Source organism: Actinophytocola sp. (genome assembly GCF_050699935.1).
Classification (GTDB): domain Bacteria; phylum Actinomycetota; class Actinomycetes; order Mycobacteriales; family Pseudonocardiaceae; genus Actinophytocola.
The window spans coordinates 1-11221 of record NZ_JBOHGB010000194.1; the positions used below are offsets into that span (position 1 = coordinate 1).

The 11221-nt window shown below is 70.8% G+C and carries 13 protein-coding genes; 9 read left to right on the forward strand and 4 right to left on the reverse strand.

Going from position 1 to position 11221, the window contains the following annotated elements; all coding sequences use genetic code 11:
• The 4 genes from ACRDTB_RS34680 to ACRDTB_RS34695 form a co-directional block, all read left to right on the forward strand.
• The coding region (locus ACRDTB_RS34680; RefSeq protein ID WP_431436475.1) for an undecaprenyl diphosphate synthase family protein at nt 1–134 on the forward strand (134 nt) is incomplete at its 5' end.
• The gene (locus ACRDTB_RS34685; protein ID WP_431436464.1) at nt 131–565 is read left to right on the forward strand and encodes a hypothetical protein; all 435 of its coding nucleotides are present in this window, start codon (nt 131–133) and stop codon (nt 563–565) included. The genes ACRDTB_RS34680 and ACRDTB_RS34685, both read left to right, overlap by 4 nt.
• A complete protein-coding gene (locus ACRDTB_RS34690; protein ID WP_431436465.1) occupies nt 562–1581 on the forward strand; it encodes a permease in 1020 nt (339 codons plus the stop codon). The genes ACRDTB_RS34685 and ACRDTB_RS34690 overlap by 4 nt, the downstream gene beginning before the upstream one ends.
• Nucleotides 1582–1654: 73 nt before the next feature.
• Nucleotides 1655–2353, forward strand: a complete 699-nt coding sequence (locus tag ACRDTB_RS34695) for a TIGR03943 family putative permease subunit (protein WP_431436466.1) — start codon at nt 1655–1657, stop codon at nt 2351–2353.
• Between the two features lie 32 nt (nt 2354–2385).
• On the opposite strand, the gene ACRDTB_RS34700 is transcribed toward ACRDTB_RS34695, so the two are convergent.
• A complete protein-coding gene (locus ACRDTB_RS34700) occupies nt 2386–3423 on the reverse strand; it encodes a LacI family DNA-binding transcriptional regulator (RefSeq protein ID WP_431436476.1) in 1038 nt (345 codons plus the stop codon).
• A gap of 164 nt (nt 3424–3587) precedes the next feature.
• Here ACRDTB_RS34700 and ACRDTB_RS34705 point away from each other — a divergent pair, with 164 nt between their 5' ends.
• From ACRDTB_RS34705 to ACRDTB_RS34720, 4 genes are read left to right on the forward strand one after another with little or no spacing between them, the layout of a single operon-like run.
• The gene (locus ACRDTB_RS34705; RefSeq protein WP_431436467.1) at nt 3588–4862 is read left to right on the forward strand and encodes an extracellular solute-binding protein; all 1275 of its coding nucleotides are present in this window, start codon (nt 3588–3590) and stop codon (nt 4860–4862) included.
• Nucleotides 4862–5875, forward strand: a complete 1014-nt coding sequence (locus ACRDTB_RS34710) for a carbohydrate ABC transporter permease (protein WP_431436468.1) — start codon at nt 4862–4864, stop codon at nt 5873–5875. The genes ACRDTB_RS34705 and ACRDTB_RS34710 overlap by 1 nt, the downstream gene beginning before the upstream one ends.
• Nucleotides 5872–6738, forward strand: a complete 867-nt coding sequence (locus ACRDTB_RS34715; protein ID WP_431436469.1) for a carbohydrate ABC transporter permease — start codon at nt 5872–5874, stop codon at nt 6736–6738. Before ACRDTB_RS34710 ends, ACRDTB_RS34715 begins: the two co-directional genes overlap by 4 nt.
• A 2-nt stretch (nt 6739–6740) precedes the next feature.
• Nucleotides 6741–8141: a GH1 family beta-glucosidase gene (locus ACRDTB_RS34720; RefSeq protein WP_431436470.1), complete on the forward strand. Its 1401-nt coding sequence runs from the start codon at nt 6741–6743 to the stop codon at nt 8139–8141.
• A 67-nt stretch (nt 8142–8208) separates the two neighbouring features.
• Here ACRDTB_RS34720 and ACRDTB_RS34725 read toward each other — a convergent pair whose 3' ends face one another.
• From ACRDTB_RS34725 to ACRDTB_RS34735, 3 genes are read right to left on the reverse strand one after another with little or no spacing between them, the layout of a single operon-like run.
• A complete protein-coding gene (locus ACRDTB_RS34725; RefSeq protein ID WP_431436471.1) occupies nt 8209–8622 on the reverse strand; it encodes a Fur family transcriptional regulator in 414 nt (137 codons plus the stop codon).
• Nucleotides 8619–9056 (reverse strand): ArsR/SmtB family transcription factor, encoded by a 438-nt coding sequence (locus tag ACRDTB_RS34730; RefSeq protein WP_431436472.1) that lies wholly within the window; start codon nt 9054–9056, stop codon nt 8619–8621. Before ACRDTB_RS34730 ends, ACRDTB_RS34725 begins: the two co-directional genes overlap by 4 nt.
• Nucleotides 9057–9069: 13 nt before the next feature.
• Nucleotides 9070–9333 carry a DUF6703 family protein gene (locus tag ACRDTB_RS34735; RefSeq protein WP_431436473.1) on the reverse strand — a complete coding sequence of 88 codons (264 nt, stop codon included), beginning with the start codon at nt 9331–9333 and terminating at the stop codon, nt 9070–9072.
• Between the two features lie 216 nt (nt 9334–9549).
• Here ACRDTB_RS34735 and ACRDTB_RS34740 point away from each other — a divergent pair, with 216 nt between their 5' ends.
• On the forward strand, nt 9550–10935 hold the full coding sequence (locus ACRDTB_RS34740) for a glycine--tRNA ligase (protein WP_431436474.1): 1386 nt from the start codon (nt 9550–9552) through the stop codon (nt 10933–10935).
• Nucleotides 10936–11221: the final 286 nt, after the last annotated feature.

Genomic DNA, 11221 nt, shown 5'->3' on the forward strand with positions numbered 1-11221 from the left:
TGGTCTTCCAGGACATCCTGTGGCCCGACTTCGACCGGCGCGACCTCTGGCGCGCCTGCGAGCAGTACGCGCGGCGGGACCGGCGCTTCGGTGGCGCCGTCGACGCCGCGTCCCCCGGACAAGGAGAAGCATGACCGAGCAGGAGGCGATGACCACCGGTGATCTGCTCACCAAGGCGCGTCAGGCACTGGAGCAGTTCCACGATGTGCGCGTGGACGACGACGGTGCGCTGAGCTTCCGGCACGTCGACGTGCCCTGCGCGGTGCAGGCGATGCAGCTCGCGGAGGGGCTCACCGTGCTCAGCCTGACCTGCGTCGTCGCCTGGGACCTGCCCGACGACCCGAAGCTCGCCGTGTCCGCCGCCGAGCGGGCCGGCCAGGGCCTGTTCGGCACGCTCGGCGTCGTGCACACCGACGCCGGCATGGACGTCACGCTGCGGTACGCGTTCCCGGCCGACGGCATCGAGCCGGCGGCGCTGGGCACGCTGCTGATGCTGGTCGTGTCCACGGCCTCGCAGCTGCGTACCGAGCTGCTGGGCGAGGTCGGTGACCAGACCGGGTCATGACGACCACTCCACCCGCCGAGGCCGTCACCGACCCGGACGAGCCCGCCGGCACCGCGCGGCGCCGGCGGATCACGTCCCTGGAGATCCTGTGCGTGGTGCTGGTCGTCGCGCTCGTCGGTCAGGGCTGGCTGGCGAGCGTCCTCGACGTGCCCGCACTGCGGACCGGCGCGACCGTGTTCGTCGCGGTGTGCGTGCAGGCGCTGCCGTTCCTCGTGCTCGGCGTGCTGGTCAGCGGCGCGATCGCGGCGTTCGTGTCCGCCGACCTGCTGCGCCGGGTGCTCCCGCGACGCACGGCGCTCGCCGTGCCGGCGGCCGGGGTCGCCGGGATCGCGCTGCCGAACTGCGAGTGCGCCGCGGTGCCGGTCGCGCGGCGGCTCATTCAGCAGGAGGTGCCGGCCGCGGTCGCGGTGACGTTCCTGCTCGCCGCGCCCGCGGTGAACCCGGTCGTGCTGGTGGCCACCGCGGTGGCCTTCCCCGGCGAGCCGGCGATGGTGGCGGCCCGGTTCGCCGGGTCACTGGGCACGGCGGTCGTAATGGGCTTCCTGTGGGCGCGGTTCGGCCGCATGGAGTGGTTCGCCGCCCGGGCCCTGCGCCGGGCGCCCGAGCACTCCGGCTCGCGGTGGGCGATGTTCGCCGAGACGGCGCGCCAGGACCTCGTCGACGCCGGCGGGTTCCTCGTGCTCGGCGGGCTCACGGCCGCGGTGCTGAACGTCGTCGTGCCGCGGACGTGGCTCGACACGCTCGGCGACCAGGTGGTGCTCGGGATCGTCGTGATGGCCGTGCTCGCCGTGCTGCTCGCCCTGTGCAGCGAGGCCGACGCGTTCGTCGCCGCGTCGCTCTCGGCGCTGCCCCTGCTGCCGCGGCTGGTGTTCCTCGTCGTCGGGCCGGCGGTCGACATCAAGCTGTTCTCGCTGCAGGCCGGCACACTCGGCCGCCGTTTCGCGCTGCGGTTCGCGCCGCTGACGTTCGTCGTGGCGATCGGCTGCGCCGTGGTCGCGGGGGTGGTCTTCCTGTGAGCGGAGCTTGCGGAGCGAACCATCAAACACAGGGCGACCGCGAGCGGCGGCACCGAGCCTGCGAGGGGGCGTCGTGAGGCGCGAGACCCAGAACGTCCTGCTCGTCCTGCTCGGCGGCGCGCTGCTGAAGATCTCGTTCACCGGCGGCTACCTGCGCTACGTCCGCCCGCAGCACCAGTGGCTGCTGATCCTCGGCGGCACCGTGATGCTCGCGCTGGCCGCCGTGGCGATCGTTCGGGAGGTTCGCGGGCAGCGCGTGGCCGGGCACGACCATCCGGCACGGAGTGCGTGGCTGCTCCTGCTGCCGGTGCTCGCCGTGTTCCTGATCGCGCCGCCCGCGCTCGGGTCCGACTCCGTGCAGCGGGCGGCGAGTGCCCCGGCGGTGACCGCCGAGGACGGCATGGAGCGCTACCCCGCGCTGCCGAAGGCCGACGTCGTGCCGCTGGGGCTGTCGGAGTTCACCGAGCGCGCCGCGTGGGACTCCGGCGGCTCGCTGACCGGCCGCGCGGTCCGGCTGACCGGGTTCGTCGTGCACGAGGGCCGCGACACCTACGTCGCGCGGATCGCGATCGCCTGCTGCGCGGCCGACGCCTACCCGGTGAAGGTCAAGCTGCTCGGTACCGGCCTGTCCCGCTTCGCCGACGACCGCTGGGTCGAGGTCGCCGTCGAGGTGCGGCCGGGCACGGCCACGAAGGCGAACGACTACGTCCCCACGGCCACGGTCCGCTCCATCCGGCCGGTCCGCGAGCCGGCGGATCCGTACGAGCACTAGGCCGACCGAGTCAGACCGGGGTCAGACCGGGGTCAGGCCGAGTCGCGCACCGCCAGGGTCACCGGGAGGACGGTGGTGGCGGGGCGGACCTTGTCCCCGGCGAGCAGGGTCATCAGGCACCGCACCATCTGCCGGATCTGCTCGCGGGGGTCCTGGTGCACGGAGGTGAGCGGCGGGTTCGTCGCCGGTGCCAGCGTCGGGTGGTCGTCGAAGCCGACCACGCCCACGTCGCCGGGCACCGAACGGCCCGCGGCGCGCAGGGCCCGCAGCGCGCCCGCCGCCATCAGGTCGCTCGCCGCGAACACGCCGTCGAGGTCCGGCGCACGCTCGAGCAGCGCGGCTGTGGCGCGGTCGCCGCTCGCCATCGTGAAGTCGCCCGCCTCGGACAGGCCGGCGGAGTCCAGGCCGGCCGCCTCCAACTCCTCCCGCCAGCCGGCGAGCCGGTCGGCGGCGGCGGGGTGGTCGAGCATGCCGGTGACCGTGCCGATGCGCCGACGGCCCGTGTCGAGCAGGTGCCGCACCGCGAGCCGAGCGCCGGCCCGGTTGTCGAAGTCGACCGCGTGCACGCCGCGCCGCCCGGTGCCGGGCCGGCCGCCGAACACGATCGGCAGCCGTAGCAGGCGCAGGGCCGTCGGTAGCGGATCTCCTTGGTGCGGCGCGAAGACGAGCGCGCCGTCGACGTGCCCGCCCCCGAGGAACTTGATCGTGCGCGGCACGTCGTCGCGGCTGTCGACGAACATCAGCAGCATCTGCACGCCGGTGGCGGCCAGCTCCCGGTACGCCGAGTGCATGACCGTGGCGAAGTACGGGTCGTCCAGCACCTTCTCCTCGGGCTCGGACAGCACGACGGCCACCGCGCCCGTCCGCCGGGTGACGAGGGAGCGGGCCGCGTGGTTGGGGGAGTAGCCGAGGTCGCGCGCCGCGTCGAGCACCTTCGCCCGCGATCTCGGGCTGACGTAGGCGTCGTCGTTGAGCGCACGTGACGCGGTCGAGCGGGAGACACCGGCGTACGCGGCGACGTCCTCGAGCGTCGGCCGTTCGTCCTGAGGGGAGCGTGGTGGCACGCGCAGAGTGTAGCCGGTTCTGGGAGCGCTCCCTAACGATCGGGTCAACGCGCCCGTCCATCTCCTTGACAGTGCTCGTGACTGGAGACACACTCAGGGTTCCATTCTGGGAGCGCTCCCAGAATCATCTGTCAGCAAGGGACAATGACGTGCGACGACAGCAAACACGGGTGTTAGCCGGCGCGATCGCCCTTGCCGCGGTGGCCGGCGTATCCGCCTGCGGCGACGAAGGATCCAGCGGTGGCTCCGGTGGCGACGGGGGCCAGCTCGAGCTCACCATCGGCACGTTCACCGAGTTCGGCTACGAGAAGCTGCTCGCCGAGTACGAGCGCCTGCACTCGAACATCAAGATCACGCATCACAAGACGGGTCAGGGCGGCCCGTACCACCAGCAACTGCTCACCAAGCTCGCGGCGACCTCCGGCCTGGAGGACGTGGTCGCGATCGAGGAGGGCCACATCCCGGACATCCTCGACAAGCCGCAGCTGTTCAACGACCTCGCGGACATCGGCCCGGCGGACACGAAGCCGGACCGCTGGCTGGACTGGAAGTACGAGTCGGCGGTGGCCAAGGACGGCACCTGGATCGGGTACGGCACCGACATCGGCCCGCTCGCGATGTGCTACCGCAAGGACCTCCTCGCGGCGGCCGGCCTGCCGTCGGACCCGGAGGCGGTCAAGCCGCTGTTCGAGTCGTGGGACTCCTACTTCGCGGCCGGCGACAGGTACGTCGAGGCCACCGGCAATGCCTGGTTCGACTCGGACTCGCAGATCTTCAACGCGATGCAGAACCAGCTGGAGACCGGTTACCTGACCGAGGACGACGAGCTCGCCATCGAGTCCAACCCCGACATCAAGGAGAACTGGGACCAGGTGACCGCGGCCGGCAGGGGAGGCCAGACCGCGAAGCTGGTCGCGTTCAGCCCGGAGTGGAACAACGGGTTCAAGCAGGGCGCGTTCGCCACCAAGACCTGCCCGTCGTGGATGCTGGGCGTGGTCCAGGAGCAGGCAGGCCCGGCCAACGCCGGCAAGTGGGCGGTCACCGACGCGTTCCCGGGCGGCGGCGGCAACTGGGGCGGCTCGTTCCTCGCCGTGCCCAAGCAGAGCCAGCACCCGAAGGAGGCGGCCGAGCTCGCCGCCTGGCTGACGGCCCCGGAGCAGCAGATCAAGGCGTTCCAGGAGACCGGCAACTTCCCGAGCCAGGTCGAGGCGCTGTCCTCGCCGGAGCTACTGAACACGACCAACGAGTACTTCGGCGACGTCAAGACCGGCGAGCTGTTCGCCGTGCAGGCGCAGAAGGTCGGCCAGGCCCAGTACAAGGGCCCGGGTGACGGCAAGATCCAGGAGAACGCGACCAGCCCGGCGTTGCAGGCGGTCGAGCAGGGCAAGTCCCCCGAGGACGGTTGGCGGCAGGCGGTCGACGCGGCCGAGCGGATCGTCGGCTGATGTCCGGTCCGGTGATCACGGACGCGGGACGGGCGCCCAGCAGGGCGGCGCCCGTCCCGCCCCCACCTCGCCGGCCACGGCTGACGTGGCGGCAGCGGCTGAGCGTCGCGGACGTGAAGTGGTCGCCGTACCTGTACATCGCGCCGTTCTTCGTCCTGTTCGGGGTGGTGGGGCTCTTCCCGCTGCTGTACACGTCCTACCTGTCGCTGTTCGACCGGGACCTGCTCGACGTGGAGAGCACGTTCGTCGGGTTCGCCAACTACGCCACGCTGCTCGGCGATCCGCAGTTCTGGAACGCGCTCGTCAACACGATCAGCATCTTCGTGCTGTCCACCGGTCCCCAGATCGTCATCGCGGTGCTGCTGGCCGCGTTGCTGAACTCCCGGCTGCGGCTGCCGACCGCGTGGCGGGTGGGCGTGCTGCTGCCGTACGTGGCGAGCCTCGTCGCGCTCGGCATCATCTTCGCGAACCTGTTCGGGCCGAACTACGGGCTCGTCAACGGGATGCTGGAGGTCTTCGGGTTCGACCGGATCGACTGGCAGGGCAACAGGTTCGCCTCGCACGTCGCGATCGCGATCATGGTGAACTGGCGGTGGACGGGCTACAACGCCCTGATCGTGCTGGCCGCGATGAAGGCGATCCCGAAGGACATCCACGAGGCCGCGCTCATCGACGGCGCGGGCGCGGCGCGGCGGTTCTTCTCGGTCACGCTGCCGCTGCTGCGGCCGACGCTGATCTTCGTGGTGGTCACGTCGACCATCGGCGGGCTGCAGATCTTCACCGAGCCCAAGCTGTTCGACGCGATGCCGGGCTCGAACAACGGCGGATCGTCCAACCAGTTCCAGACGATCACCCTGTACATGTACCAGACCGCGTTCGAGACCCAGCACCTCGGCTACGCGTCCGCGATCGCGTGGGTGCTGTTCCTGGTGATCATCGTGGTCGCGGTGGTCAACTTCCTGGTGACCCGGCGGCTCGCGTCGACGGGTGTCGCCGAGGACGGTGCCCGATGATCGCCCTGCCGGTCGCGGTGCGGCGGCAGACGGTCGACTCAGCGGGCGCGCGGCGGGCCCGGTTCTGGGTGTACGGCCTGCTGATCGCTTTCCTCGTAGGATCGATCTTCCCGTTCTACTGGTCGTTCCTCGTGTCGAGCCGGGACAGCTCCGTGCTCACCGAGCAGGTGCCGTCGCTGCTGCCGGGCGGGAACTTCCTCGCCAACGCGGTGCGGGTGTTCGACTCGGTGCCGTTCTGGAAGGCGCTGGGCAACAGCGTGGTCGTGTCCGGCGCGGTGACGCTGACGACCGTGCTGTTCTCCACGCTCGCCGGGTTCGCCTTCGCCAAGCTGCGCTTTCGCGGCCGCAACACGCTGTTCGTGTTCGTGGTCGCGACGCTGGCGGTGCCCACGCAGCTCGGGATCATCCCGCTGTACATGGCGATGGCGGAGTTCGGCTGGGCGGGTGACCTGCAGGCCGTGATCGTGCCGAACCTGGTCACCGCGATCGGCGTGTTCTGGATGCGCCAGTACACCATGCAGGTGGTGCCCTACGAGCTGATCGAAGCGGCCAGAGTGGACGGTTGCTCGATGATCAGGGTCTACTGGCACGTCGTGCTCCCGGCCGTCCGGCCCGCGGCCGCGTTCCTCGGCATGTTCACGTTCATGACGTCCTGGAACGACTTCCTGTGGCCGCTGGTCGTGCTGAACGCGGAGAACCCGACCGTGCAGCTCGCGCTGGAGCGGCTGCAGAGCGGGTTCTACGTCGACTACTCGCTCGTGCTGGCCGGCACGACGCTCGCGACCATTCCGATCCTCATCGTTTTCCTCGTGCTCGGCCGGCAGATCGTGGCCGGGATCATGCACGGCGCCGTGAAGGGGTGACCATGTCAGTACTGCGGGAGTCGGCGGAGTCCGTCTCGTCGAGCTTTCCCACGGGTTTCGTGTGGGGCGCGGCGACCGCGTCGTTCCAGATCGAAGGTGCGACCACCGTGGACGGCCGGACCGACTCGATCTGGGACGAGTTCTGCCGGCGACCGGGCGCGGTCGCGAACGGCGACACCGGCGAGCCCGCGGCCGACCATTACCGCCGGTATGCGGCGGATGTGGAGCTGATGGCCTCGCTGGAGCTGGGCGCGTACCGGTTCTCGGTGGCCTGGCCCCGGGTGCGGCCCGACGGCGGCGCGGAGAACGAGGCGGGGCTGGACTTCTACGACCGGCTCGTGGACCGGTTGCTGGAGGCCGGCATCGCGCCGTGGGCCACGCTGTACCACTGGGACCTCCCGCAGGCGCTGGAGGTACGCGGCGGGTGGGCGGCACGGGACACCGCGTACCGGTTCGCCGAGTACACCGAGTCGGTGGCGCGACGGCTCGGGGACCGGGTGGCGGGCTGGTGCACGCTGAACGAGCCGTGGTGCTCGGCGTTCGCCGGGTACGCGTCGGGCCGACACGCGCCCGGCGTGACGTCGCCGCCCTCCGCGGTCGCGGCCGTGCACCACCTGCTGCTGGGCCACGGGCTGGCGATGGAGCGCTTGCGCACGTACGCGCCGTCCGCGCCGGCGGGGATCACGCTGAACCTGTTCCCGGTGTCGGCCGCGGCACCGACCGACACCTCCGATGTGGACGCCGCGCGCCGGGTGGACGGCCTGCAGAACCGGATCTTCCTGGATCCCGTGCTGCGCGGCGGTTATCCGGACGACGTGCTGGCCGACCTCGCCCCGTACGGGTTCACCGACCACGTGCGGGACGGTGACCTGGCGGTGATCTCGGCTCCGATCGACCTGCTGGGCGTGAACTACTACCGGGCGCTGCTCGTGGCCGCGCCGGTCATCCGCGACCCGGGGCCGAGCGAGTGGATCGGTGCGGAGGGCGTGCGGTTCCTGCCGAGCGGCCTGCCGCGGACGGAGATGGGCTGGGAGGTGCAGCCCGACGGGTTGACGGATCTGTTGCTGCGCCTGCATTCCGAGTACCCGGGAGTGCCGCTCTACATCACCGAGAACGGGGCGGCGTACCCGGACGAGGTCGGCCCGGACGGCACGGTCCGCGACGTCGACCGGCTGGCGTACCTGGCGGTCCACCTGCGCGCGGCGCACGCGGCGATCCGGCGCGGGGTGGACCTGCGCGGGTACTTCTGCTGGTCGCTGTTGGACAACCTCGAGTGGGCGGAGGGCTATGCGAAGCGGTTCGGGCTGGTGCACGTGGACTTCGCGACCCAGCGCCGGACGGTGAAGGACAGCGCGCGCTGGTACGCCGGCGTGATCTCCCGCAACGGTCTGCCCGCCGAGTAACGGCCCGGGGGTGGGAATGGTGAGGCGTCCGGCCGCGACCGCACCCGCGGCCGGACCCCCGACCACGTCAGAGTGTGCAGGCAGCGCAGGTGCCGAAGACCTCGACGGTGTGGCTGATCTCGGAGAAGCCGTTCTCGGCGGCGACCTTCTCGGCCCACCGCTCCACCGCGGGGCCCTCGACCTCGACGGTCCGGCCGCACGCGCGGCACACCAGGTGGTGATGGTGGTGGCTCGAGCAGCGCCGGTACACGGCCTCGCCGCCGCGGATGCGCAGCACGTCGACCTCGCCAGCGTCGGCGAGGGACTGGAGCGTGCGGTAGACCGTGGTCAGGCCGATGCCCTGGCCGCGGGTGCGCAGCTCCTCGTGCAGCTCCTGGGCCGACCGGAACTCGTCGAGCTGTTCGAGCAGGCGCGCGACAGCCGCGCGCTGTTTGGTGGACCGGCGGCCGGGCACGGTGGGGGAGGACCGCTCTGCGGTCACCGGGCGTCCCCTTCCTCGACGTGCGCGACGGCGTCGACGACGATGTGCGCCAGGTGCTCGTCGACCAGGCGGTAGACCACCTCGCGGCCGTGCCGTTCGCCGTGTACGACGCCGGCCGCCTTCAGTACCCGCAGGTGCTGGCTGATCAGCGGCTGTGCCACGCCGAGGGCCTCGACGAGCTCGTGCACGCAGCGGTCCGCCTCGCGCAGCTCCAGGACGATCGCGATGCGGACCGGGGCGGCGAGTGCGCGCAGCAGGTCGCCGGCCGAGACCAACGTGGTGCCGGGCCGCTTCGGTGCGGTGGTGACCGAGGGCCGGTCGGGCGAGTGCTCGTGCCGTTCGGGGGTGACCGGCGATACGGCGTCCGAGGTCACGGCGTTGACCCTTCCGGTAGCGGTGACTGACGTGTTGATAGCGGTTACCGTTTCCAACATTCTACGGGTACCGCTACTTCGTCACGAGCACCGAGATCGTCACCGCCACCAGCACGACGAGGACGAGCACCCGCCCGGCGCGCTCCACGGGGGCGAGCACCTGCCAGGTCGCCGCCAGCAGCACCGCGACTCCGGCCGCGAGCAGACCGAGCAGCAGCGCGCCCGTCTCGCCACCCACGATGACGCCGATCGCGAACACGGCCGCCACGACGAGGAACACCGCGAGCGGTGGCACCCGCGCGAGCGGGCCGTTCCCCGAGAGCAGCGGTGCCCTCATCGAGCGTTTTCCACGCAACTTGTCCTCCTTATGGACGCATCATGGACGCACCTTGGCTACAGGCAGCAACGCTAACCCCGCGATCGGCAGGCCGGCGAATCACCCGTTCGGCCAGGCAGGCGCCCGGATAGGCTTTGGCGGCTGTCCCCCGCTGAGGGCCCACGTACTGCCTCGGTCGAAATGCCCCGGCCCGAGCGTGCAGCAGTTGGAGTGCCAATGCCCGCCGACCGTGTCGACACCGTCGTCAGCCTGTGCAAACGCCGTGGATTCGTGTACCCCTGCGGGGAAATCTACGGCGGCACGCGGTCGGCGTGGGACTACGGTCCGCTCGGCGTCGAGCTGAAGGCCAACATCAAGCGCGAGTGGTGGCGCGCGATGGTGCACCGCCGCGAGGACGTCGTCGGCCTGGACTCGTCGGTGATCATGCCCAGGCAGGTGTGGGAGGCGTCCGGGCACGTGTCCGCGTTCCACGACCCGCTGGTCGAGTGCACCGCCTGCCACCACCGGTTCCGTGCCGACCAGCTCGCCGAGGAGCACGTGGCACGCACCGGCGAGAAGGCGAGCGAGTCCGACCTGTCCGGTGTGCCGTGCCCGAACTGCGGTGTGCGCGGCGAGTACACGCCGCCGCGTGAGTTCAACATGATGCTGCGGACCCGCCTTGGCCCGGTCGAGTCCGAGGACGGCCTGCACTTCCTGAGGCCGGAGACCGCGCAGGGCATCTTCGTGAACTTCCTCAACGTGCTGACCACCGCGCGGCGCAAGCCGCCGTTCGGCATCGGGCAGATCGGCAAGTCGTTTCGCAACGAGATCACGCCGGGCAACTTCATCTTCCGCACTCGCGAGTTCGAGCAGATGGAGATGGAGTACTTCGTCGAGCCGGGCACGGACGAGGAGTGGCATCGGTACTGGATCGACGAGCGGCTGCGCTGGTACACCGACCTCGGCATCAAGCGGGACAACCTGCGCCTGTACGAGCATCCGCCGGAAAAGCTCTCGCACTATGCCAAGCGCACCGTGGACATCGAGTACCGCTTCCAGTTCGGCGGCATGGAGTGGGGCGAGCTGGAGGGCATCGCCAACCGCTCGGACTTCGACCTCACCACACACGCCAACCATTCCGGAGTCGATCTGTCCTATTTCGACCAGGCGACGAACTCGCGGTACCGCCCGTTCGTCATCGAGCCGGCGGCCGGGGTCGGCCGGCCCCTGATGGCGTTCCTGCTCGACGCCTACCGCGAGGACCAGGCGCCGAACGCCAAGGGCGGAGTGGACAGGCGGGCCGTGCTGAGCCTCGACCGCCGGCTCGCGCCCGTGAAGGTGGCCGTGCTCCCGCTGTCCCGCAACGCCGACCTCACGCCGAAGTCGCGCGACATCGCCACGGTGCTGCGCCACCACTGGAACGTGGACTTCGACGACGCCGGGGCAATCGGCCGCCGCTACCGCCGCCAGGACGAGATCGGCACCCCGTTCTGCGTCACGGTCGACTTCGACTCCCTGCACGATCACGCCGTCACCGTGCGCGAGCGCGACAGCATGACCCAGGAACGGGTGGCGGTCGACAAGCTGGAGCGTTTCCTCGCCGGGCAGCTGATCGGCTGCTGACCGTGGCATTCGCCGCCGCTGCGCCCATCCACGTCGTCATCCCGGGGTGCACTGACCACGGGGTGTCCGAAGTGGAGGTTCGACGCGGGCGGTGTGGATCTCGTCGAGGACGTGCGCGTTCGGTCCCTCGTCGGCGATGCCGCCTGCATGCCCGGCGGCAGGGTCTATCCCATGATCGGTGTTTCCGGCGTTGTTGATCAGTAGGTTTCGGCTCCCGGCCAGCGGTCACCGAACGTGATGGCGAACGCGTTGATCACGGGCTTCCACCGCATCGTCCACCTGGCGC

Excerpts from the sequence above, each read along its gene's own strand:
- ACRDTB_RS34685 (WP_431436464.1), top strand. The coding sequence starts at position 131 with ATGACCGAGCAGGAGGCGATGACCACCGGTGATCTGCTCACCAAGGCG.
- ACRDTB_RS34690 (WP_431436465.1), top strand. The coding sequence starts at position 562 with ATGACGACCACTCCACCCGCCGAGGCCGTCACCGACCCGGACGAGCCC.
- ACRDTB_RS34710 (WP_431436468.1), top strand. The coding sequence starts at position 4,862 with ATGTCCGGTCCGGTGATCACGGACGCGGGACGGGCGCCCAGCAGGGCG.
- ACRDTB_RS34715 (WP_431436469.1), top strand. The coding sequence starts at position 5,872 with ATGATCGCCCTGCCGGTCGCGGTGCGGCGGCAGACGGTCGACTCAGCG.
- ACRDTB_RS34720 (WP_431436470.1), top strand. The coding sequence starts at position 6,741 with ATGTCAGTACTGCGGGAGTCGGCGGAGTCCGTCTCGTCGAGCTTTCCC.
- ACRDTB_RS34730 (WP_431436472.1), bottom strand. The coding sequence starts at position 9,056 with ATGTTGGAAACGGTAACCGCTATCAACACGTCAGTCACCGCTACCGGA.
- ACRDTB_RS34735 (WP_431436473.1), bottom strand. The coding sequence starts at position 9,333 with ATGAGGGCACCGCTGCTCTCGGGGAACGGCCCGCTCGCGCGGGTGCCA.
- ACRDTB_RS34740 (WP_431436474.1), top strand. The coding sequence starts at position 9,550 with ATGCCCGCCGACCGTGTCGACACCGTCGTCAGCCTGTGCAAACGCCGT.